Annotated in this window: 21 protein-coding genes; 10 read left to right on the top strand and 11 right to left on the bottom strand. The window is 68.1% G+C overall.

Annotation, left to right across the window (positions count from 1 at the left end; genetic code table 11):
• Positions 1–17: 17 nt before the first annotated feature.
• On the bottom strand, positions 18–1,025 hold the full coding sequence (locus ACSFCA_RS11660) for an ABC transporter substrate-binding protein (protein ID WP_435459610.1): 1,008 nt from the start codon (positions 1,023–1,025) through the stop codon (positions 18–20).
• A 137-nt stretch (positions 1,026–1,162) separates the two neighbouring features.
• On the opposite strand from ACSFCA_RS11660, the gene ACSFCA_RS11655 reads away from it, so the two are divergent.
• Both ACSFCA_RS11655 and ACSFCA_RS11650 read left to right on the top strand, forming a co-directional pair.
• Positions 1,163–2,605 carry an amidase family protein gene (locus ACSFCA_RS11655; protein WP_435459609.1) on the top strand — a complete coding sequence of 481 codons (1,443 nt, stop codon included), beginning with the start codon at positions 1,163–1,165 and terminating at the stop codon, positions 2,603–2,605.
• Between the two features lie 79 nt (positions 2,606–2,684).
• Positions 2,685–2,987 (top strand): hypothetical protein, encoded by a 303-nt coding sequence (locus ACSFCA_RS11650; protein WP_258349803.1) that lies wholly within the window; start codon positions 2,685–2,687, stop codon positions 2,985–2,987.
• Here the strand turns inward: ACSFCA_RS11650 and ACSFCA_RS11645 are convergent.
• The 6 genes from ACSFCA_RS11645 to ACSFCA_RS11620 all read right to left on the bottom strand — a co-directional run bounded on the left by ACSFCA_RS11645 (position 2,917) and on the right by ACSFCA_RS11620 (position 9,542).
• Positions 2,917–3,714: an ABC transporter ATP-binding protein gene (locus ACSFCA_RS11645; protein WP_435459608.1), complete on the bottom strand. Its 798-nt coding sequence runs from the start codon at positions 3,712–3,714 to the stop codon at positions 2,917–2,919. The genes ACSFCA_RS11650 and ACSFCA_RS11645 overlap by 71 nt on opposite strands.
• A complete protein-coding gene (locus ACSFCA_RS11640; RefSeq protein ID WP_435459607.1) occupies positions 3,707–5,518 on the bottom strand; it encodes a branched-chain amino acid ABC transporter ATP-binding protein/permease in 1,812 nt (603 codons plus the stop codon). Before ACSFCA_RS11640 ends, ACSFCA_RS11645 begins: the two co-directional genes overlap by 8 nt.
• Positions 5,515–6,375 carry a branched-chain amino acid ABC transporter permease gene (locus ACSFCA_RS11635; protein ID WP_176928731.1) on the bottom strand — a complete coding sequence of 287 codons (861 nt, stop codon included), beginning with the start codon at positions 6,373–6,375 and terminating at the stop codon, positions 5,515–5,517. The genes ACSFCA_RS11640 and ACSFCA_RS11635 overlap by 4 nt, the downstream gene beginning before the upstream one ends.
• A complete protein-coding gene (locus tag ACSFCA_RS11630; RefSeq protein WP_435459606.1) occupies positions 6,375–7,607 on the bottom strand; it encodes an amino acid ABC transporter substrate-binding protein in 1,233 nt (410 codons plus the stop codon). The genes ACSFCA_RS11635 and ACSFCA_RS11630 overlap by 1 nt, the downstream gene beginning before the upstream one ends.
• Positions 7,608–7,670: 63 nt before the next feature.
• Positions 7,671–8,525 (bottom strand): fumarylacetoacetate hydrolase family protein, encoded by an 855-nt coding sequence (locus tag ACSFCA_RS11625; protein WP_258349808.1) that lies wholly within the window; start codon positions 8,523–8,525, stop codon positions 7,671–7,673.
• Positions 8,526–8,564: 39 nt separating this feature from the next.
• Positions 8,565–9,542 (bottom strand): VOC family protein, encoded by a 978-nt coding sequence (locus tag ACSFCA_RS11620; RefSeq protein ID WP_258349809.1) that lies wholly within the window; start codon positions 9,540–9,542, stop codon positions 8,565–8,567.
• Positions 9,543–9,699: 157 nt separating this feature from the next.
• Here ACSFCA_RS11620 and ACSFCA_RS11615 point away from each other — a divergent pair, with 157 nt between their 5' ends.
• The 4 genes from ACSFCA_RS11615 (at position 9,700) to ACSFCA_RS11600 (ending at position 13,237) form a co-directional block, all read left to right on the top strand.
• Entirely contained in the window at positions 9,700–10,368 is a 669-nt protein-coding gene (locus tag ACSFCA_RS11615) for a GntR family transcriptional regulator (RefSeq protein WP_176928732.1), read from the top strand.
• A 73-nt stretch (positions 10,369–10,441) separates the two neighbouring features.
• The gene (locus ACSFCA_RS11610; RefSeq protein ID WP_435459605.1) at positions 10,442–11,599 is read left to right on the top strand and encodes a DSD1 family PLP-dependent enzyme; all 1,158 of its coding nucleotides are present in this window, start codon (positions 10,442–10,444) and stop codon (positions 11,597–11,599) included.
• Between the two features lie 122 nt (positions 11,600–11,721).
• Positions 11,722–12,981, top strand: coding sequence for an acyl-CoA dehydrogenase family protein (locus tag ACSFCA_RS11605; protein ID WP_435459604.1), 1,260 nt, complete (start codon positions 11,722–11,724; stop codon positions 12,979–12,981).
• Between the two features lie 34 nt (positions 12,982–13,015).
• Positions 13,016–13,237, top strand: a complete 222-nt coding sequence (locus ACSFCA_RS11600; RefSeq protein ID WP_258349812.1) for a hypothetical protein — start codon at positions 13,016–13,018, stop codon at positions 13,235–13,237.
• A gap of 10 nt (positions 13,238–13,247) precedes the next feature.
• Here ACSFCA_RS11600 and ACSFCA_RS11595 read toward each other — a convergent pair whose 3' ends face one another.
• Together ACSFCA_RS11595 and ACSFCA_RS11590 are read right to left on the bottom strand one after the other, a co-directional pair.
• Positions 13,248–13,562: a hypothetical protein gene (locus ACSFCA_RS11595; protein ID WP_093052086.1), complete on the bottom strand. Its 315-nt coding sequence runs from the start codon at positions 13,560–13,562 to the stop codon at positions 13,248–13,250.
• 370 nt (positions 13,563–13,932) lie between these two features.
• Positions 13,933–14,763: a crotonase/enoyl-CoA hydratase family protein gene (locus ACSFCA_RS11590; RefSeq protein WP_435459603.1), complete on the bottom strand. Its 831-nt coding sequence runs from the start codon at positions 14,761–14,763 to the stop codon at positions 13,933–13,935.
• 90 nt (positions 14,764–14,853) lie between these two features.
• Between ACSFCA_RS11590 and ACSFCA_RS11585 the strand changes: the two genes are divergently transcribed.
• The 3 genes from ACSFCA_RS11585 to ACSFCA_RS11575 are packed head-to-tail and all read left to right on the top strand — an operon-like array spanning position 14,854 to position 17,639.
• Complete coding sequence (locus ACSFCA_RS11585) at positions 14,854–16,722, top strand: PhoX family protein (RefSeq protein WP_435459602.1); 1,869 nt, start codon at positions 14,854–14,856, stop codon at positions 16,720–16,722.
• A 37-nt stretch (positions 16,723–16,759) separates the two neighbouring features.
• On the top strand, positions 16,760–17,158 hold the full coding sequence (locus ACSFCA_RS11580) for a DUF488 domain-containing protein (protein ID WP_258349815.1): 399 nt from the start codon (positions 16,760–16,762) through the stop codon (positions 17,156–17,158).
• 22 nt (positions 17,159–17,180) lie between these two features.
• Positions 17,181–17,639 carry an Lrp/AsnC family transcriptional regulator gene (locus tag ACSFCA_RS11575; RefSeq protein ID WP_258349816.1) on the top strand — a complete coding sequence of 153 codons (459 nt, stop codon included), beginning with the start codon at positions 17,181–17,183 and terminating at the stop codon, positions 17,637–17,639.
• 4 nt (positions 17,640–17,643) lie between these two features.
• Here ACSFCA_RS11575 and ACSFCA_RS11570 read toward each other — a convergent pair whose 3' ends face one another.
• Positions 17,644–18,546, bottom strand: coding sequence for an SDR family oxidoreductase (locus ACSFCA_RS11570; protein WP_435459601.1), 903 nt, complete (start codon positions 18,544–18,546; stop codon positions 17,644–17,646).
• Positions 18,547–18,698: 152 nt separating this feature from the next.
• Here ACSFCA_RS11570 and ACSFCA_RS11565 point away from each other — a divergent pair, with 152 nt between their 5' ends.
• Positions 18,699–19,574, top strand: coding sequence for a CoA transferase (locus ACSFCA_RS11565; protein WP_435459600.1), 876 nt, complete (start codon positions 18,699–18,701; stop codon positions 19,572–19,574).
• A 4-nt stretch (positions 19,575–19,578) separates the two neighbouring features.
• Here ACSFCA_RS11565 and ACSFCA_RS11560 read toward each other — a convergent pair whose 3' ends face one another.
• Positions 19,579–20,499: a hypothetical protein gene (locus tag ACSFCA_RS11560; protein ID WP_435459599.1), complete on the bottom strand. Its 921-nt coding sequence runs from the start codon at positions 20,497–20,499 to the stop codon at positions 19,579–19,581.
• Between the last annotated feature and the right edge of the window lie 95 nt (positions 20,500–20,594).

Genomic DNA, 20,594 nt, shown 5'->3' with positions numbered 1-20,594 from the left:
GGCTGCGGCGATGCGGCTCAGAACTTCTTGTCGGCGGCGGGCACCTGCGTCCAGAAGCTGGCGTCGTAGGCCTTCGACAGATCGGCCGGCGCCTTCAGCGCCTTGTAGCCGACGAGCTGCGCCTGCATCTTCTCCACCGTGGGCAGGTCGATGGCGAGGATGCCGTCGGTGGTGCCCTTGCCGGCCTTCACGAGCTTCTCGAACTCGTCGAGCATGGCTTCCTGGTGCGCGCGGTTCAGGCTGGGGGCGGCGGCCATGACGATGTCGATGGCTTCCTTCTTGTTCTGCAGCGCGTACTTCCAGCCCTTGATGGTGGCGGTCAGGAAGGCCTGCACCTGCTGCGGCTTCTCGTTGCGGTACTTCTCCGACACGAGCACGGTGTCCTGCTGCACGACCACGCCGTAGTCGTCGGGCTTGATGAGCGTGAGCTTGTCGCCCAGGCCCTGTTCCTTCAGCGTGTTGAGCTCGTTGTAGTAGGTGGCGGCGGCCACGTCGAACTGCTTCTCGACGAAGGGCGCCATGGAGCCCGACTGGGGAACGATGGTGAGGTCGCTCTGCTTCACGCCGGCCGAGGCGAGCATCGAGTACAGCGTGTACTGCGTGCCGGTGAACCAGGTCGCGACCTTCTTGCCCGCGAAGTCCTTCACCTTGGTGATGCCGGAGTCCTTGTATGTCACGTAAGTGAAGGGCGTGTTCTGCACGGTCACGCCGATGCAGACCAGCGGCAGGCCTTTCTCGCGGGCGAGCAGCACGGTCTCGGTGCCGCCGGCCAGGCCGAAGGTGTCGTTGCCCGAGGCGACCAGCGTCTCGACGTTCAGGTTGGGGCCGCCCGGGTTGATCGTCAGGTCGAGGCCGGCCTGGTCATAGAAGCCCTTGGCCTTGGCTACATAGAAGCCGGCGAACTGCGCCTGCGCCAGCCACTTGAGGCGCAACGAGACCTTCTCGGCGGCAGACGCGGGCATGCCCGCCAGAAGAGCCATCGACGTTGCGACGGCGGCCAGGATACGCAAGGACTTGAAAGACATTGGACGGCCTCATGGATACAAAAAACTCTTTAAGCAGTATCCATGCCATGCAGTTTCAGCCTGTTTTCTGGCGCCAGAAGCGCGAATTGGCCCGAAACATGCACCGGAGTGCAGCTTCCGCCCCACTTCGAGCCTTCATGAACCGAATCCATGCGCTGACCGATCTTTCCGCCCGCGAGGCCGCCGGGCAGATGGCGCGCGGTGAACTGCGCGCCGCTGACTACGCGCAGGCGCTGCTGGAACGCGCCAGCGCAATCGCACCCTTCGGCGCCCTGCTCCACCAGGACCCCGCGGCGCTTCGCGCAGCCGCCGCCGCGCTCGATGCCGCACCGCGCCCCGCGCCGGGAACGCTGCCTCTATATGGCGTGCCGCTGGCCTTCAAGGACAACATCGACGTTGCCGGCATGCCGACCACGGCCGGCAGCCCGTGGATGGCGGACCATCGGCCGCGTGTGCACGCCGGCGTGACCCGCCGGCTGATCGACGCGGGTGCGCTGGTGCTCGGCAAGACGAACCTGCACGAGTGGTCGCAGGGCGTTACCGGCAACAACCACGGCTTCGGGCCATCGCGCAATCCGTTCGACGCCACGCGCGTCACAGGTGGCTCCAGCGGCGGCAACGCGGCGCTGCTGGGGCTGCGCGCCGCGCCGGTAGCCATCGGCACCGACACGGGCGGCTCGGTGCGCGTGCCGGCCGCGCTGTGCGGCTTGGTGGGTTTCCGGCCGACGGTGCACCGCTGGCCGGACGAAGGACTGGTGCCGATTTCGCCGACCTTCGACGCCGCCGGCGTCATGGCCCGCTGCGTGGACGATTGCGTGCTGGTCGACCACGCGGTGGCCGGCGGACCGCTGCAGATTGCCCCGACACCGCTCACAGGCGTGCGCCTTGGCGTGCCCGAGGCCTACTTCTGGGAAGAAGTCGATCCGCCCGTGGTCGAGTTGGCCCGCGAGCGCCTCGAGCTGCTGTGCGCAGCCGGCGCCGTGCTGGTGCCTTGCGACCTGGCCGAAGCCGGCGCGTTGTTTCAAGAAGGATCGATGACGATCTCACTGCACGAGATCCTGCCCGCGCTGGCCGCCTACTTCGCGCGACACGACCGCCCCTTCGACGCGCGCGCACTCACCGACGCCGTGGTCAGCCCCGACGTGCACCCGCTGTTCGAGCGCCTCTTCGGCGCAACCGCCATCACACCCGAGGCCTACGCCCACGCACTGCACACCCTGCGCCCGCGCATGCAGGCGGCGTACCGCGATTGCTTTGCGCGGCACGACCTGGCCGCCCTCGTCTTCCCGACCAGCCCGCTGACCGCCGCGCGCATCGGCGAAGACGTGGAAGTGACGCTGTGCGGCCGCCCCACTTCGGCTTTTTCGGCCTACATCCGCAACACCGGCCCGGCCGGCATGGCGGGCTTGCCGGCGGTGAGCCTGCCGATGGGCCTCACCTCCAACGGCCTGCCCGCCGGGCTGGAATTGACCGGCGCGCAAGGCGCCGACACGCCGCTGCTGGCACTGGCGCTCGGCGTCGAAGCCGCGCTGCCCGAAGCACCAATCGCCCCAAGCGTGCAGAAGTTGGCAAGCCACTGAACACGGCGTCGCCAAAACACTACGCCCCTTCGCGTAACAGGCCTTCACGGCTTGATGCGGGATCGGCGATGCTCAAGGCATGCCCGCAAATTCACGACCGCCCCACCGCCCGGGATGGCGCGCCGCCGCACTGATCTACACGGTCACCGGCGCCGTCTGCATCCTGGCCTGTGCCGTCGTGCCCGACAGCGAGGCCGGCATGCTGGTCGCCATCGCAGGCGGGTTGCCGTGGTCGCTGAGCCTGCTGACGCTCGACCTCTCGCCCGGCGTCGCGAACACGGCGCTGATGATGTTGGCCGGCAGCTGGGCGATCAATGCCGCGCTGCTGTGGTGGCTGGCGCTGCGGCGGCCCGGGCACCATGGGCCGTCGCACCCGGCATAGCGCCCCCCTCTGAGGCATCGGCATCCAGCCCCAGGTAGGCGCGCCGCAGCTCCGGACGCGCCATCAGTTCGTCCGGCCGGCCCAGCGCGACGATGCGGCCTTCCTCCAGCACCGCGGCGCGCTCGGCCACGTCGAGCGCCATGCCCACGTTCTGCTCCACCAGCAGCACCGCGATGCCGTCGGCATGAATTCGCCGGATGGCGGTGAACATGTCGAGCACGATGCTCGGCGCCAGCCCCAGCGAAGGCTCGTCGAGCAGCAGCAGCTTGGGGCGCGCCATCAACGCGCGGCCGATGGCCACCATCTGCTGCTGGCCGCCTGAGAGCGAGCCAGCCGGCTGCTCCAGCTTTTCCGTCAGCGCCGGGAACAGCGTGCAGACGTGTTCCATCGAGCGAGCGCGTTCGAGGCGCGCCGCGCGCAGGTAGCTGCCGAGCTCCAGGTTCTCGCGCACCGTCATCTCGGTGAACAGGCGCCGCCCCTCGGGCACCAGTGCGATGCCCTGCGCGCAGAAGCGATGCGGCGCCAGGCGCGAGATGTCCTGCCCCTCGAAGCGCATGCGGCCGGCGCTGATGCGGTGCAGCCCCGCCACCGCATTGATGAGCGTGCTCTTGCCCGCGCTGTTCGGCCCGACGATGCACAGCAGCTCGCCCTTGCCGATGGAAAGCGACACATCCCACAGCGCGGTGGCCTGCCCGTAGGCGACGCGGATGGATTCGAGTTCAAGCATGGGCCAGCTCCCTTTCGACACCCGCCACGGACGACGCGGCAGCAGGCGCGGCAGGCGCCTCCGGCTCCATGGCCTGGCCCAGGTAGGCCGACACCACTTCGGGCCGCTGCATCACGTCATGCGGCGAGCCTTCGGCCAGCACCTCGCCGCGGTTGAACACCACGATGCGATCGCACAGCGCCATCACCGCGCGCATCACGTGCTCGACGAAGACGATGGTCGCGCCCTGGTCGCGAATGCGGCGGATGAGCGCCACGGCCTCGTCGATTTCCGAAGGCGTGAGACCCGACAGCACCTCGTCGAGCATCAGCACCTGCGGCCGCGAGGCCAGTGCGCGCGCGAACTCCAGGAACTTGCGCTGGTGCAGATTCAGTTCCGCCGGCAAAGCGTGCGCGCGCTCGGTGAGTCCGGTGAAGGCCAGCCATTGCCACGCCTCGCCTTCCGCCGTCTGACGGTCGAGCGCGGCGGCGCCGAACATCGCCGGCAGCGCCACGTTCTCCAGCACCGTCAGGTGCGCGAAGGGACGCGGGATCTGATACGTGCGCGCAATGCCGCCCTGCGCAATGCGGTGCGCCGGCACGCCCGAGATGCGTCGCCCCCCGAACTCGATGACCCCGGCGGTCACCGCATAGTGCCCACTCGCAACATTGATGAAGGTCGACTTGCCAGAGCCGTTGGGCCCGAGCAGGCCGAGGATCTCTCCACGCCGCACCTCGAGGCTCACGCCGCGCAGCGCATGCACGCCCTTGAAGGACTTGCGCACGCCCTCGGCACGCAGCAGCACTTCGCCGGTAATGCCGACGGGTTTCTTCACTTCATCAGCCACGGCCACATGCACCGGCGCGGACGAAGCAGCAGGCGCACCGCGCCGCGCGTTCCACCACTTCAGCGCCTGCCCCAGCAGGCCTTCGGGCATGAAGAGGATCACCACGATCAGCACCAGCCCCGTCAGGCCCTTGCCGATGATCGCGCTGTCGCCGCCCGTGAAGGCATACAGCAGCAGCGTGATCGCCGTCGCGCCGACGATCGGTCCGGCCCAGTGGCGCGTGCCACCGAGCACCGACATCAGCACCACCGTGAGCGGCATCGCGATGGTGAAGGTGTCGCCCGTGGTCACGTACGACACGAAGAGCGCATGCACGCCGCCCACCACACCTGCCAGCCCGCACGAGAGCGCGAAGGCGCCGAGCTTGAAGCGGTACGTGGGCACGCCCATCACCTCGGCCACGTCCTCGTCGTCATGAATGGCGAACAGCCCGGTGCCGAAGCGCGAGTGGTACACGGCCAGCGAAGCCAGCACCGTCAACACCGCCACGCCCAGCGCCAGCAGGTAGAAGGTGCCCGAGGCCGTCGGCCCGATCTGCGGCACCGCCACCGCGCTCATGTACACGCCCGGCCCACCGTCGATGGGCGTGTTGAGGATGATGGTCGCCACCACGAAGGTGGCGGCCAGCGTGAGCAGCGAGAACAGCTCCGCGCGCACCGCCTGCACGCGGAACGCCACGGCGCCCAGCAGCGTGCCGAACAGCGCGGCCACCACGGCGGCGGCCGGCAGCGTCCAGAGAAACGGAATGTCGAAGCGCGTCGCCAGCGTGGCCGTGGTGTACATGCCGATGCCGAAGAACGCGCCGTGCCCGAACGAGAAATACCCCGAGTAGCCCGACAGCAGGTTCCACGAGGTGGCCAGCGCGACCCAGTGCAGCACCAGGTACAGAATCGATTCGTAGAACGCCGGCAGTCCGAGCCACGGCACCACGGCAAGCCCCGCGCCGGCCGCAAGAATCAGCAGGAACGAGCGCTTCATGCCACCCTCCCCGGCCGCACCAGCAGCACGAACATCAGCAGCGAGAACGACACCAGCGGCGCCCACGAAGGCGCGGTGACGGTCATGGTCACGGCCTCGGTCACGCCGATGATGCAGCCCGCGATCAGCGGCCCGAGCGGGCGGCCCAGCCCACCCAGCATCACGGCCGCGAACACCACGCCGATCCACGCATAGATCTGCGAGGGCGACAGCGTGTACGCCAGCGCAATGCACACGCCCGCCACGCCGGCCAGCGCCGCGTTGAGACCCGAGAGCATCAGCGCCAGCGCGTTCTGGTTCACGCCGAAGGCCGCGGCGATGGGCGCGTCTTCGGCCGCCGCGCGCATCGCCTTGCCCAGGTCGGTGCGGCGCAGCGCGAACCACACCGCCAGCGAGATGCCCACGCCCAGCGCCAGCGTGATGAGCTCAGGCACCGGCAGATAGAGCGGGCCGATCTGCAGCTTGTGTTCCGCGTAGCTCGATTCGAGCTTGCGGTAGTCGGCCGTCCAGGTCCACTGCAGGAGCGCTTCGATGATCACGGTAATGCCGAAGGTCACGAGCAGCGAGTTGAAGGGGCTCACCCGAAAGCGCGTCAGCACCCAGTGCAGTGCAACGCCCAGCACGAAGAACAGCGGCACGATCACCACCAGCGTGAGCAGCGGATCGACGCCATGGTGGCTCGACAGTTCGTACGTGAGATAGGCACCCAGAAAGGCGAGCGCGAAGTGCGCCAGGTTGATCTGCCGCAGCATCCCCCACGACAGGCTGAGGCCGAGCCCCAGCAGGCCGTAGAGCGCCCCGGTGAACAGGCCCGCCAGGATCGACTGGGCCAGCAGCGTGGCACTGGGGAAGCTCATCAGCTGGTCACCCCGCGCGTCTGCAGCTTCACGCCGGGGGCGGCCCACTCCTTCGGCCACACCACTACCCACTTGCCGTTCTGCACCTGCTTCACCTTGCCCAGGTCGTCGCCGAAGTTGCCGCGCTCGTTGAAGCGCAGCTTGCCCTGGATGGTGTCGACCTTGTTGGCGCGAAGCCAGGTGGCCATGGCCTTGTCGTCGATGCCCTTGGTGGCGACCACGGCGGCTTCGATGATCTGCCAGGCCGAGAACGACGCGGCCGCCTGCGTCTCCACCGCCGTGTCGGGCATGCCGGCCTTGGCCGCGCGTTCGCGGTAGACCTTCACGAACTCGGCGGCCGTCGGGTTGTCGGTGAACGGCGGATGGTCTTCGAAGATGGTGGTGGCCAGCGCGCCGTTGGCCTCGGGCGCCTTGAGCATCGGCGCGGGCGCGGGCACGTGATAGAAGTGATGCAGCGGCGCGTAGTCGATCTTCTTCATTGCGTCGAGCAGCTGGCTGCCCTCCAGGCCGATGGCGCCGTTCCAGATGAAGTCGGGGTTGGCCTCCTTCAGCCGGCCGGCGATGGGGCCGAAGTCGCGGTTGCCGAAGTCCCACTCGAGAAACAGCACTTCCTTCAGGCCCCGCTGCTTCGCCACCTCGCGCGCGCCCAGCGCCACGAAGTGCACCGAGGGGAACTTGCTGGTGACGATGGCGATGGTCTTCGGCGGCTTGGGCGAGGTGGCCAGCGCATCCATCACCATGGCGGGCATCGTCTTCTCGGGGTCGGGGCCGAGCGACCACGCCGGAAACTGCTGGTCGTACTTGGCCAGGCTCGGAATGCCGAAGGTGTGGTGCACCAGCGTCTTGTTGTAGCGCTGGGCCACGCCCATGGCCGAAAGAATCGCGCCCGTGGCATACGGGCCGATGAGCAGGTCGACCTTGTCGGCCGTCACGAGCTGCTCGTACAGCGTGCGCGCGAGGTCGGGCTTGGACTGGTCGTCCTTCAGCACCCACTCCACCGGCCGGCCCAGCAGGCCGCCGCGCTGGTTGAGCGACTCCACGTAGATCTCGCCCGTGAGCTTGTGCACGAGCCCCGTGGCCGAGAGCGGCCCGGTGAGCGCCAGCGTGCCGCCCACGCGGATGGGCTTGCCCGAAGGCTGCTGCGCGGCGGCGGTGCCGCTGAACAGCGCGCTGGTGCCGAGAGCACCGAAAGCGCTGGCAGCCGCGACGAAGGAACGACGATCGATGCTCATTTTTTGTCTCCGTAATTGTTTTGGTTTTGGTCAGCGCGGCATTGGTGCTGCTGCTGCCGCTGCTCAGTCGCCGTCGACGACGGGGTTCGAAAGAAGGCCCACGCCTTCGATCTCCACTTCGCACACGTCGCCGGCCTTCATGAAGATCTGCGGCTTGCGCGCCAGGCCCACGCCCGAGGGCGTGCCGGCGATGATGATGTCGCCCGGCTGCAGCGCGAAGGGCTCGGAGCACACCGACACCAGCGTGGCGACGTCGAAGATCATGTCGCGCGTGTTGGCGTCCTGCAGCACGGTGCCGTTCAGTCGCGTCTGCAGCTTCAGGCCGGTGGCGCCCGCGGGCAGTTCGTCGGCGGTGACGAACTCGGGGCCGAAGGAACCCGAGCGATCGAAGTTCTTGCCCATCATCCATTGCGCCGACTTGAACTGGTAGTCGCGGATGGAGCCGTCGTTGAACACCGAGTAGCCCGCCACATGGTTCAGCGCATCGCCCTTCTTGATGTAGCGCCCGGCCTTGCCGATGACCACCAGCAGTTCGCCTTCGTAGTCGAACTGCGTCGACACGTGCGGTCGCACGATGGGCTGGTTATGGCCGACCCACGACGATGGAAAGCGATGGAACAGCACCGGGTAGGTCGGCGGGTCGAACTTGCTTTCGGCGGCGTGGTCGATGTAGTTGAGGCCCACCGCAATGGCCTTGGAAGGCGACTGCACTGGCGGCAGCCAGTCGATGTCGGACAGCGGCAGGCGCGCGCGGGCCGCGTCGCCGGCCTTCTTCGCGGCGGCCATGGCTTCGGGGCCGGCGCGCAGAAGTTCGTCTAGCGTGGCGGGCAGGCCAGCGGCTGTGAGGTCGACGACCTCCTGGCCGAGGCGCAGGCCGAGGGCCGGCTTGCCGTTGTGGTTGAAGGCGAGGAGACGCATGGAATTCCTTTGTGATTCGGATGCAGAGAAGAAACGGTCTCAGGCCTTGGTGGCCTCGACCTCGAAATTGGTGACGAAGTCCTCGGGCACTTTCGGGCCCCAGGCGTAGAACGAGTCTTCGGGCGGGTGGTCGGCGGCGCGCCAGTCGTAGTCGCCGGGCACGAAGTCCATGTCGCAGGAGTACTCCGAGTAGCTGCCCCACGGGTCGCGCACGTAGTGGAAGTAGTTCGAGCCCAGCACGTGGCGCCCCACGCCCCAGCCGCGCACGTGGCCGGCCGCATACATCTGCTCCATGCCCCGGCCGACTTCGTCGATGTTCGCGACGTCCCAGCTCAGGTGGTGCAGGCCCGGGCCGTTCGAATGCGCCATCGCAATCAGGTGGTGGTCGCTGCCGTGCGCGCCGTGCATGAAGACGATGAGGTCGCCCGAGCGGTCGGTAACGCGCAAGCCCAGCGCGTCTTCATAGAAACGCAAGGCCTCGGGCACCTTGGCGCAGAACATCAGGATGTGCGAGAGCCGGCGCGGATGCACCTTCGGAATGCGCGCGCGGTTCGGCGAGGCGCCCGTGCCCACCGGCGGGCGCGGCGCGACGACAGGCTCGCTGCCCGCATCCGGCGCGCTCTTCGCGGCCACGACGACCTGCACCGGAAAACCCTCCGGGTGCAGCACCCACAGGCCGCGGTCGTCGCCCAGCGGATGCGGCGAGCAGCGCGGCACGCCCAGGCGCTCGATGCGCGCGGCAATGGCGTCGAAGTCTTCCGCGAAGCAGGCGAAGCGCAAGTACTGCAGCTTCTTCACCCCGGGCGCCTGGTACAGCGAGCCCCAGGCATGCGGGTGGCCTGCGGTGTACAGGTCGAGCCGGTCGCCCTCTCTTCGGGGCTCCAGCCCGAAGGCGTCGTAGAAGCGCGTGGCCTCGTCGAGATCGGGCACGGTGAAGACGAAGGCATCGAGCGAATGCACGCTGTGCAACGCCGCGCGCTCGGGGCTTTTCTGGGTGCGAAGCTGGATATCGGCCATGTCGTATGTCTCCAATCGGCTATCCATGTTGGAACAAATAATATATTCTTTCAACGTTAGTCTATTGTTTAGCCATCCATGGATCATTAGGGTTAACAAGTAACATCAGGCCGTTTTTCGCGGTGACGGGAGTGCAATGAACGAAAAAACGAAGGGCATGAGCCAGACACGCCAGGTGTTCACCGAGTTGCGCACGGCCATCGTGGGCGGGCGGCTGCTGCCGGGGTCGAAGCTCAACATCGCCGCGCTGGCCGAAGAGCTGGACGTGAGCGCCGGCGCGGTGCGCGAAGGCCTCGCCATGCTGGAAGCCGAGGCGCTGGTGGTGTCGGAGCCGGCGCGCGGCTACCGCGTGAGCCCTATTTCGGCGACCGACCTCGAAGAGCTGGTGAAGGCGCGCATAGAGATCGAAAAGCTGTGCCTGGCCGAAGCCATCCGCCACGGCGACCTCGCCTGGGAAGGCAGCGTGGTCTCGGCGCACCACCGCCTCTCGCGGCTGGCCGAGCGCGACGCGGCCATGCCCACGATGCTGAGCGCCGAATGGACGGCGAGCCACGCGGAGTTCCACAACGCGCTGGTTGCAGGCTGCCCGAACGGCTGGCTGCTGCGCATGCACCAGATGCTCTACCAGCAGAGCGAACGCTACCGGCAGCTGTCGGCGCCGCTGTCGAAGCAGGCGCGAGACGTGGGAGCCGAGCACCAGGCGCTGCTCGATGCAGTGCTCAACCGCGACATCCAGGCCGCGCAGACACTCATCGCCGAGCACCTGCAGACCACCGGGCGCCTGTTGATGACGGCGCTGAAGGCGAACCCGCCGGCCGACAGATAGGAGGCAGGCATTTCGGTGCGATCATCTCGCCCCGATCTCCTCCACAAAACGCCTCCACGAAGGCTTTTTCCCGATGCCCCAAGACCTGCTGCAAGTCAACGCGCCGCTGATCGGCGTTCCCGGCGGACGCCATCTTCTGGACACCCCGGCCCTGCTGATCGAGCTGCCCGCGATGACCCGCAACATCGAACGAATGGCTGCCTTTGCCAAGGCCCGCGGCGTCAACCTGCGCCCGCACGTGAAGACGCACAAGTCGGTCGAGATCGCGCGGCGCCAGGTGGCAGCCGGTGCCGTCGGCGTGAGCTGCGTCACGCTGGGCGAGGCGGAGGTGATGGTCCAGGGCGGCATTCCGGGCGTGCTCATCACTTCGCCCGCCGTCACGCCGAGCAAGATCGCGCGGCTCATCAAGCTGGCGCAACGCGCGCGTCCGGGCGACGTGATGGTGGTGGTCGACAACCCGCAGAACCTGGCCGACCTGGCGCGCGCCGCAAGCGAACTCACGCACCCGCTCGACGTGCTGGTGGACTACGGCGCCGGCTACAACCGCACCGGCGCCGCCACGCAGGCGAAGGTGCTCGAACTGGCGGCGCTGGCCGCCGCCGAGCCGCGCCTGCGGTTGCGCGGGCTGCAGTCGTATGCGGGCAACCTGCAGCACATCGTGTCTCGCGAAGAGCGCAGCGCGGCGGCCGCCGGCCTGCGCGAAACCGTGGCGGGCATCGTCGCGGCGGCAAAGCGGCAGGGCTTGAACTTCGACATCGTGACGGGCGCCGGTACCGGCACGCACGACCTCGATTCGCAGGAGAACGCGTTCACCGAACTGCAGGCGGGCTCGTATGTGTTCATGGACGCCGAATACACGAGCGTGCTGGCCAGCGGCGAAGAGCCCTCGCCCTTCGACGTCTCGCTGTTCGTGCAGACGGCGGTGGTCAGCACGAATGCGCCCGACTGGGTAACGGTGGACGGCGGCACCAAGTGCTTCTCGACCGACAGCGGCGTGCCGCTGGTGGCCAAAGGCGCCGACGCATCGAGCCGCTACGCCTTCTTCGGCGACGAGCACGGCAAGCTGATGCTGCCCCCGGGCTCGCAGGCGCAGCGGCCCGCGCTGGGCGCGCGCGTGGAGTTCATCACGCCGCACTGCGACCCGACAGTCAATCTGCATGACGCGTACCACGTGGTCGAAGGCGGCACGCTGGTCGCCATCTGGCCGGTGGACGCGCGCGGCAGGCGGTAAGGGATAGGAACGGGCGGCATAAGAAAACTCGAAAAGCGTATTTCACAAGGGCCCCGCCGCGGGGGACAGTCGGGCGCCTGTCCCTTTCTTTCCGGGCGCCCTTCCAGAAGCGCCCCGCCTCCATGGAATCCATCCAAGCAACGACGCGGCCCGCAACGTATACCCCGGGCGTGCAAGCGCCTTCCTCGCAGCAGCTCGCAGCCCGCTTCCGCCCCGTTTTCCAGCGCATCGCCGAGCGTGCGGCACAGCGCGAGAACGAACGCGAGCTCGCCTACGAACCCGTGGCCTGGCTCAACGCAGAGCGCTTCGGCGCGCTGCGCGTGCCGCTCGAACATGGCGGCCTGGGCGGCTCGGTCGAACAGCTCTACGACCTGCTCATCGAACTCGGCGAGGCCGACTCCAACCTGCCGCAGATCCTGCGCGCGCACTTCGGCTTCATCGAGCGGCTGTTCGCGGAGATCGACCCCGCCCTGCACGGCCCGTGGATGCGCCTTGCGGCCGAGGGTGTGATCTTCGGCAACGCCACCACCGAGCTTGGCGAAGGCCCGCTCGGGACGCTGCAGACCACGCTGAAGCGCGACGGCGACGCGTGGCGGCTCGATGGCGACAAGTACTACAGCACCGGCACGCTGTACGCCGACTGGATCTCGGTTTCGGCCCAGCGGCTGAACGACGACGGCAGCAGCGATCGCGTGATTGCGCTCGTGCCGGCCGAAGCACAGGGCGTGGAGCGCGTGGACGACTGGCGCGGCTTCGGCCAGCGGCTGAGTGCATCGGGCACCACGCGCTTTCGCAACGTGCGGGTGAAAGCCGAGAACGTGCTGCTGTACGTGCGCGACCAGCCCACGCCGCTGACCGCGCATTTCCAGCTCACGCACCTTGCCACGCTGGCGGGCATTGCGCGCGCCATCGTGCGCGATGCCGTGGCCTTCGTGCAGCCGCGCAAGCGCGTCTACAGCCACGGCAGCGGCGACACGCCGCGCGAAGATCCGCTGGTGCAGCAGGTCATCGGCCAGCTCGCTAGCACGGCCTTCGTCGCAGCCTCGACCGTGCAGGCCGTGGCGCGCGGGCTGGGCGAAGTCGATCGTTTCCGCCAGCGTGGCGAAGCCGTGCCCGAGAGCCTGCTGTTCGAGGTGGAACTGAACACAGCCAAGGCGCAGGCCGGCATCGTCGACGCGGTGCTGCAAGCGGGTACGCGGCTGTTCGACATCGGCGGCGCCTCGGCGCTGCAGGAAGACCGGCGGCTCGACCGGCACTGGCGCAATGCGCGCACGCTGGCCTCGCACAACCCGACCATCTACAAGGGGCGCGTGGTGGGCGACTACCTGCTCAACGGGGCAAGGCCGACTTTCTATTGGGCGGTGGGAAGCAGCAGCGCTTAAAGTCGCGGGTCTTTCACCGGACCCGTCTTCTTTCATGCGCCGATTGCTGCTCGCCCTTTTCCCCCTCGCCACCGCCATTGCCGGCTGTACCACTCCGGTGACCGGCGTGGTGCGTCTCTACGATGGGATCCTGCGGGCGGCGAGCCAGCAGGAAGCGGAAGCCTACTGCCGCAAGGACGGAAACCCGATCCGCTTTCTGGAGCAGGCCGATGCGCCGAACACGCCGGGCAGCGGCGTGCTCTTCAGGTGCGACTGAAGGGAGTGCGTCAGACGCGCGGAAGCGCCGCCAGGAAGGTGGACACGACAATCGCGGCGGCGCGGTCGAGCTGCAGGATGTCTCCCACTTCGAAAGCGTGCGGCGCTGTGCGTCCACTCGAACCGAGTGGTTTGCGGATCTCGACAAGAACTTCGGCCGCCAGCTCGCGGTCACTGCGCGGCTGGCCGTCGGGGTGCATCACCCATTCATCGACTTGATCGAATGGAATGCTGCGAAAGACCCCCACGATGGGGATGTACTTGTAGCGATCCTCGCCCACCAGAATGGGCACGCTGAGGTTGCAAAAAAACGTGGTCGTCGACATGCAGGATCGCCGTCGCTAAGCAAAGCTTTCAATTGTTAATGAGTGCGCTGTCAGGGGCCATCCTCCATGGATGCCATCAGAGGGAAGACGTGACCTTCTGCACACAAATTGCCTCCATCCTCACCCATTCTCCCTTTAAAACAACTACTTAATTCTTACACAAAGACACCAAAAAAGCACTTTGAATTGCTTTTCGGTTGTTTACACACGAATTGAAGGGCCCGACCAGGGCAAAGGCGGTGCAGCCGCACCTGGAGAAGGCGGGGGGATGCGAGGGTGCGCGAAGAACGGCGTCTGCGGGCTGGGGGATTACCCGGCCGCCCGCGCGCAGGCAAACGAGTCGCGGGGCCTGAAGCCCGAGGGAGCAGGATCAGGCCGGAGCGCTGAAACTCGGCGCGCGCCGCTCGATGTTGGCCTTCACGGCCTCGGCCTGGTTCGGGCTGCCGATCAGGGCCTTCTGCTCGACCGACTCGGCCAGCAGCATCTCGGCCGCACTGTGCGACGCCGACGCATTGAGCAACCGCTTGCCGGCGCGGATCGCGTCGGGGCTCTTGCCCGCAATCTCGTGTGCCATCTGCAGCGCCTCGGCCAGCGGATCGGCTGCGACACGGGTGGCGAAGCCGATGCGCAAGGCTTCTTCGCCCGAAAAGATGCGGCCCGTGAAGGTGAGTTCGCGCACCACGTCGCTGCGGGCGAGTTCGCGCATCAGCACCATGCCGGCCATGTCGGGCACCAGGCCCCACTTGATTTCCATCACCGAAAGCTTGGTGTCGGGCGCGACGATGCGGATGTCCGCACCCAGCGCTACCTGCAAGCCGCCGCCGAAGGCCACGCCATGCACGGCAGCAATGACCGGCACCGGCACCTCGCGCCAGACCATCGCCACCTGCTGCGCGGCATTCGAGATGCCGTGCGTGCGCACCAGCAGGTCGGCGCCGGCAGCGCCCTCGCCCAGCACTCCGGAGCCCGCGCCTTGCTGCTGCATGCGCTCGAAAGACGCCATGTCGAGCCCCGCGCAGAAAGCCTTGCCGCGGCCGGAGATCACCACGGCCCGCACCGCCCTGTCGTCGCGCAGCGCCTCGCCGGCTTCGATCAGCGCGTCGAACATCGCGGGGTCGAGCGCGTTCATCTTGTCGGCGCGTGCGAGCTGCAGTTCCACCACGCCATCGGTGTGGCGGGTCCATTCGATGCGGTCGGTCATTCGATGTCTCCTGGGCGGTTTGCCGCGCCAGTATCGCCGGGTGCGGTGCTCGGCGATGATCGCGGCTGTCGCCTACACAACACCCCTGCCATGCCCCTGGACCGCCGTCACTTTCTTCTTCAATCGGGCTCCGCCGCCGCCGTGGTGGCGCTCTTCGGCCAAGGTTGCGCCGTGCCTTCCTCGCCCACGGGCCGCGGCAACGTGCTGGGCTTCACGGGCGTGCCGGCCTCGTTGCGCGACGGCATCGTCGTGCCGCCCGAATACGAGTGGCAATTGCTCTATCCCTGGGGCACGCCCACCGGCGTCGCGGGCAGCATGCCGGCCTTCGCGCCCGATGCAGGCAACAGCGCCGACGACCAGGCCGTGCAGGCCGGCATGCATCACGACGGCATGCACTTCTTCGCGCTCGACGCAAGCGGCGACCGCGGCCTGCTCGTGATGAACCACGAATACACCGACGAGCAACTGCTGCACACCGACGGCGTCAAGGCGTGGACTGCCGAGAAGGTGCGCAAGTCGCTGCACGCCATGGGTGTCTCGGTGATCGAGATCCGGCGCACCGGCCAGGGGTGGCAGCAGGTGCGGCCCTCGCCCTTTGCGCGTCGCGTGCACGGCAACACGCCGATGCGCATCACCGGCCCCGCCGCGGGCACGCCGCTGATGCGCACTGCCACCAACCCGGCGGGCGACGCGGTGTTCGGCACCTTCGCCAACTGCGCCATGGGCGTCACGCCCTGGGGCACCTACCTTACCTGCGAGGAAAACTTCCATGGCTATTTCGGCGGCCCGAAGGAAGCGGCCCAGGGCGCGACGGCGGCGCAGCGCCGCTACGGCACGGTGGCCGGCTCGCAGTGGGTCGAGTACTGGCGCTTCGACGAGCGCTTCGACCTGAGCCGGCATCCGAACGAGCCGCACCGCTTCGGCTGGGTGGTCGAGATCGACCCCTTCGATCCGACCGCCCCGCCCATCAAGCGCACCGCGCTCGGCCGCAAGCGGCAAGAGAGCGCCACCTGCACCGTCGCCAGGGACGGCCGGCTGGTGGTCTACATGGGCGACGACTCGCGCTTCGAATACATCTACAAGTTCATCAGCCGCGAGAAGGTGCGTCCCGGCATCGATGCCGCCGCTCGTGCCGCCAACCGCCACCTGCTCGACGACGGCACCCTCCACGTGGCGCGCTACGACGCCGGCGGCCGCGGCCGATGGCTCGAGCTCGTGCACGGTCGCGATGGCCTCGACGCGGCGCACGGCTTCGCCGACCAGGCCGAGGTGCTGATCCATGCGCGGCTGGCGGGCGACGTCGTAGGCGGCACGAAGATGGACCGTCCCGAGTGGATTGCCATTCACCCGCAAAGCGGCGAGGTCTACGTCACCCTCACCAACAACAGCCAGCGCGGCGACGCCGGCAAGCCCGGCCCCGACGCGGCCAACCCGCGTGCCAACAATCTCTTCGGCGGCATCCTGCGCTGGCGCGAGGACGGTGGCGACGCTGCCAGCACCGGCTTTGCCTGGGACCACTTCGCGCTCGCCGGCGATCCCGCACAGCCCGGCAGCGGCGCACGCTATCCGTCGGGCGATGCCGACATGTTCGGTGCTCCCGACGGCCTGCACTTCGACCGGGGCGGCCTGCTCTGGATCCAGACCGACCTGAGCGGCCAGGTGCTCGGCAAGCCGCCCTACACCTCGCTGGGCAACAACCAGATGCTGTGCGCCGACCCGGCTTCGGGCCGCATCAAGCGCTTTCTTACCGGGCCCAACGGCTGCGAGATCACGGGCTGCGTGGTCACGCCCGACCGGCACACGCTGTTCGTCAACATCCAGCATCCGGGCGAGGCGCGCGACGACGGCGACACCAGGCACAACAGCGCCTGGCCCGATGGCACCGAGCCGGGCAGCGCGCGGCCGCGCTCGGCAACGCTGGCAATACGCCGGCGCGACGGCGGTATCGTCGGCACCTGAGACATCGGCCAAAGCCCAAGGGAAAAGGAAAAACACCATGAGCATCCGCATCGTCCGCCTCGGCACCCCGCGCGCCACCGGCGAAGGCCTGCGCGTCGGCACCGTGCGCCGCCCGCCGCGCGGCGTTCCGAAGACCGAGTTCGCCTCGCAGGACTGGTACGACGTGTGGTACCCGAACCTCGCTCCTTCCGTCGAGACGATGAAGCAGGCGCAGGAGGCCCAGAAAGCGAACTCGCCTGCGCAATGGAACGCCTTCGTGCGCAAGTTCAAGGCCGAGATGGCCGAGTCCGATGCGAGCCGCAGCCTCGACCTGCTGGCCGCGCTGTCGCACGGCACGGCCCTGTCGGTGGGCTGCTACTGCGAGGACGAAGCGCACTGCCACCGCTCCGTGCTGCGCAGCCTGCTGGCCGAGCGCGGTGCAGACATTGCGGACTGAGCAGGGGCAAGGCGAAGCTCGCATGAACATCGACAAGAAAGACCGGCAGATCCTCGAAGCGCTGCAGGCCGACGCGCGCCAGAGCCTGGCCGCCTTGGGCAAGCGCATCGGCCTGTCGCAGCCGGCCATGAGCGAGCGCGTGCGCAAGCTCGAAGAAGCCGGCGTGATCGAGGGCTACGGCGCGCGCGTCAACCTGCGCGCGCTGGGCGTGGGCCTGCAGGCCATCATCCGCATCGACACCACGCATGCGGGCATCGCCAAATACCTGAAGCTGTTCGACGCCATGCCCGAGGTGCTGAGCGCCGACCGCGTGACCGGCGAAAGCTGCTTCATCGTGCGCTGCGCGATCGCCGAGCCGGCCGACCTGGAGCGCGTGGTGGACGCGCTCGCGGTCGACGGCTCGGTGACAACGTCGCTGGTGCTGTCGAGCCCGGTGAACAAGCACGTCACCGTGCAGGCGGTGAAGCCACCGCGCAAGTAAGGCGTCAGCGCTGCGCCTTGTCCTTCTGGTTCTGCGCCTCGATGCGTTCGCGCGCGGCCAGCCAGTCGGCATCGCTCCACTGGCGCAGCTCGTAGAAGTTGCCGCCGGTGGCCAGCGCATTGCCGCCGTCCATCATGATGCTCTGGCCCGTGAGCCAGTCGCACTGCCCCGGCGCCATCAGGAAGGAGGCGAGGTTCTGCAGCTCGCTCATGCGGCCGGTGCGCGCCATCGGGTTGCTCTGCTTGCTGCGCGCGCCGGGCTCCTCGCCGGGGTTCAGGCGCTTGCTCATGCCTTCGGTCGGAATCTCGCCGGGGCCGACGGCATTCAGGCGGATGCCGTGCCGCGCCCACTCCACCGCGAGCGACTTGGTCATCACCTCGATGCCGGCCTTGCTCATGGCCGAGGGCACGACGTAGGGGCTGCCGTTATCGACCCAGGTGACGATGATGCTCATCACGCTGCGGAAGGCATCGCCCTGCTTCCACTGGCCCGACTTGGCCTGCGCCACCCAGCGCTTGCCCACGGCCTGCGTCACGTAGAAGCTGCCGTGGAACACGATGTTGGCGATGGCGTCGAAGGCGCGCGGCGAGAGATTCTCGGTCGGAGAGACGAAGTTGCCCGCCGCGTTGTTGACGAGCCCCGTGAGGCCGCCGCTCTGGAACAGGCTCTCGACCATCTCGTCGACCTGCTGCGCGATGCGGATGTCCACGCCGAACGTGTCGATGCGCCGGCCCGGAAACTGCTGCCGCCACTCGGCCGCGGTCTCTTCGCAGATCGACTGGCGCCGGCCGCAGATGGCCACGTCGGCGCCAAGGCTCAGGAAGCACTCGGCCATCGCGCGGCCGAGACCCGTGCCGCCGCCGGTCACGAGGATGCGCTGGCCGTTCATCAGGGAAGCTTCGAACATGCTTTGTCTCCTTGGTCGTTGCGGCAGCGGCAAGGACGAGCGCTGCCATGGCGCATGCTACGCGCGCCGCCCCGACGGCGGCTTGCGGAATCTGGCTTCCCGTGCCGCACGGGTGAGAATGGCCGCTGGCCTGTTTTCCGGATCGACGACCCATGTCCAGCCCTGCCCCCACCTCCTCCTTCCTGCCGCTGGAAGGCGTACGCGTGCTGAGCCTTGCACTCAACCTGCCCGGGCCGGCCGCGCTGCTGCGCTGTCGTGGCATGGGTGCCACCTGCCTGAAGTTCGAGCCGCCGGGCGGCGACCCGATGGCGCTCTACAACAAGCCCGCGTATGCCGCGCTGCACGAAGGCGTCGCCATCAAAACAGCCGATCTGAAGACGGACGCGGGCCAGCAGCAGTTGCACGCCGAACTCGCGAAGACGGACGTGCTGCTCACCTCGTTCCGCCCTTCCGCGCTGCGCAAGCTCGGCCTCGACTGGCCCGCACTGCAGGCGCGCCATCCGTCGCTGTCGCAAGTGGCCATCGTCGGCGCACCGGGCGAACGCGCCGAGGAGCCAGGCCACGACCTGACCTACCTCGCCGAAAGCGGGCTCGTCACCGGCACCGAACTGCCGCCGACGCTCTACGCCGACATGGGCGGCGCCCTGCTCGCCAGCGAGGCGGTGCTGAAGGCCATGCTGCTGCAGTCGCGCAAGGCGGGCGGCGTGTACTTCGAAGTGGCGCTGAACGCCTCGGCCGACTGGCTCGCCCTGCCCCGCACCTGGGGCCTGACGCAGCCCTCGGGCGCGGTCGGCGGCGCGCATGCAGGCTACCGCGTCTACCCCTGCGCCGATGGCCGCGTGGCCGTGGCAGCGCTTGAACCGCATTTCGCCAGCCGGCTCTGCGAGGCGGCGCAGATTGCCTCGCGCGACATGCTGGCGCTGGCCACGCACGAGGCGCTGGCCGCATGGCTGGCGACGCGCACGCGCGCCGAACTCGAAGCCATGAGCCGCGAGCGCGACGTGCCCCTGCTCACGCTGGCCGATTGATGATTCAGCGACCGGCGCCGTCGCGCTGACGGTCTTCGCGCTTGAGCGCGAGGTAAGTGTCGAGGTCGACCTCGTGCAGCTGGCGCGGGTACTGCTCGGCCGCCGCGAACCAGCGGCGCTGGCGGCGGTCAGCCTGTTCAGGCCCCGGAGCCGCCAGGTAGGCATCCAGCGTCAAGAAATAGCGCATCGCATTGCGCTCGACCAGCCCGCGCAGGCCGCGGATGTAGTCGGGCTGGCCTTCAGGCGTCTTGCCCAGCACGGTGAAGCCCACCTTGTCGCTGCCGAAGGTCGCCAGGTAGGCCATGGTGCCCAGGCGCACCATGGTGTTGTGGTCATAGCTGTAGCTGAAGTGCAGGAAGCTCTTGCGCTCGTCGAGCGCCACGGCTTCGAGCGTGACGCGATAGTTGCTGGTGCCCAGCGGCCCGGTCTCGGCCGACAGCTCGACCATCAGGTGCTCGGGCGTGGCACTCGCTACCCGGTAGACGAACGGCAGTTCGAAGGCTTGGTCGATCGGCTTGTCGTAGCGCCGCACCACGTAGAGCGTCAACATCTCGCGCCCCTGCGGGCCGCTGGCCGTGCTGCAGCGCCGGTTGTTGATGTGCAGGGTCAGCACTTCGCACCAGTGGGCCGATCCCTTCAGCGCGGTGCTGATTTCCGCGAGCGGATGCTCGACCACGGCGTAGACGTCGCCCTGCAGGCCGTCGGCCGTCTCCATGGAATCGAGCTGCACGGGCCGCCCGAAACTGCTCTTGTCGAGCCTGTCGCTCAAGCGCTGGTGGGTGGCGCGCAGCGCCTGGGCAGAAGAATTCTCCGGTGCGGCGGCAAGCGCCTGCTGCGCCGAGGCTGCGAGCAGTAGCAGTAGCAGCAGCGCTCCCGCCAGGGTGCGCATCGTCCATGAAGCTGACGGGTAGTACGAACTGCTCATGGACCACACCATACAGCGGACCGCTCCACCCTCGCCTTCAGTCGGACTGCGCGGGCTTGCTGCGCCGCACCAACATCAGCATTGCGCCCGCCATG

It is taken from the genome of Variovorax multivorans, assembly GCF_051216835.1.
In the GTDB taxonomy this organism is placed as follows: domain Bacteria; phylum Pseudomonadota; class Gammaproteobacteria; order Burkholderiales; family Burkholderiaceae_C; genus Variovorax.
The sequence above is the reverse complement of the archived record's forward strand: the minus strand, read 5'-3'. Positions and strand labels throughout refer to the sequence as shown.

Coding starts and splice junctions, on each gene's coding strand:
- ACSFCA_RS11585 (WP_435459602.1), top strand. CDS start 14,854: ATGCCCCTGGACCGCCGTCACTTTCTTCTTCAATCGGGCTCCGCCGCC.
- ACSFCA_RS11650 (WP_258349803.1), top strand. CDS start 2,685: ATGCCCGCAAATTCACGACCGCCCCACCGCCCGGGATGGCGCGCCGCC.
- ACSFCA_RS11570 (WP_435459601.1), bottom strand. CDS start 18,546: ATGTTCGAAGCTTCCCTGATGAACGGCCAGCGCATCCTCGTGACCGGC.
- ACSFCA_RS11630 (WP_435459606.1), bottom strand. CDS start 7,607: ATGAGCATCGATCGTCGTTCCTTCGTCGCGGCTGCCAGCGCTTTCGGT.
- ACSFCA_RS11580 (WP_258349815.1), top strand. CDS start 16,760: ATGAGCATCCGCATCGTCCGCCTCGGCACCCCGCGCGCCACCGGCGAA.
- ACSFCA_RS11660 (WP_435459610.1), bottom strand. CDS start 1,025: ATGTCTTTCAAGTCCTTGCGTATCCTGGCCGCCGTCGCAACGTCGATG.
- ACSFCA_RS11615 (WP_176928732.1), top strand. CDS start 9,700: ATGAGCCAGACACGCCAGGTGTTCACCGAGTTGCGCACGGCCATCGTG.
- ACSFCA_RS11605 (WP_435459604.1), top strand. CDS start 11,722: ATGGAATCCATCCAAGCAACGACGCGGCCCGCAACGTATACCCCGGGC.
- ACSFCA_RS11645 (WP_435459608.1), bottom strand. CDS start 3,714: ATGCTTGAACTCGAATCCATCCGCGTCGCCTACGGGCAGGCCACCGCG.
- ACSFCA_RS11620 (WP_258349809.1), bottom strand. CDS start 9,542: ATGGCCGATATCCAGCTTCGCACCCAGAAAAGCCCCGAGCGCGCGGCG.
- ACSFCA_RS11625 (WP_258349808.1), bottom strand. CDS start 8,525: ATGCGTCTCCTCGCCTTCAACCACAACGGCAAGCCGGCCCTCGGCCTG.
- ACSFCA_RS11595 (WP_093052086.1), bottom strand. CDS start 13,562: ATGTCGACGACCACGTTTTTTTGCAACCTCAGCGTGCCCATTCTGGTG.
- ACSFCA_RS11655 (WP_435459609.1), top strand. CDS start 1,163: ATGAACCGAATCCATGCGCTGACCGATCTTTCCGCCCGCGAGGCCGCC.
- ACSFCA_RS11575 (WP_258349816.1), top strand. CDS start 17,181: ATGAACATCGACAAGAAAGACCGGCAGATCCTCGAAGCGCTGCAGGCC.
- ACSFCA_RS11565 (WP_435459600.1), top strand. CDS start 18,699: ATGTCCAGCCCTGCCCCCACCTCCTCCTTCCTGCCGCTGGAAGGCGTA.
- ACSFCA_RS11560 (WP_435459599.1), bottom strand. CDS start 20,499: ATGAGCAGTTCGTACTACCCGTCAGCTTCATGGACGATGCGCACCCTG.
- ACSFCA_RS11635 (WP_176928731.1), bottom strand. CDS start 6,375: ATGAGCTTCCCCAGTGCCACGCTGCTGGCCCAGTCGATCCTGGCGGGC.
- ACSFCA_RS11610 (WP_435459605.1), top strand. CDS start 10,442: ATGCCCCAAGACCTGCTGCAAGTCAACGCGCCGCTGATCGGCGTTCCC.
- ACSFCA_RS11600 (WP_258349812.1), top strand. CDS start 13,016: ATGCGCCGATTGCTGCTCGCCCTTTTCCCCCTCGCCACCGCCATTGCC.
- ACSFCA_RS11590 (WP_435459603.1), bottom strand. CDS start 14,763: ATGACCGACCGCATCGAATGGACCCGCCACACCGATGGCGTGGTGGAA.
- ACSFCA_RS11640 (WP_435459607.1), bottom strand. CDS start 5,518: ATGAAGCGCTCGTTCCTGCTGATTCTTGCGGCCGGCGCGGGGCTTGCC.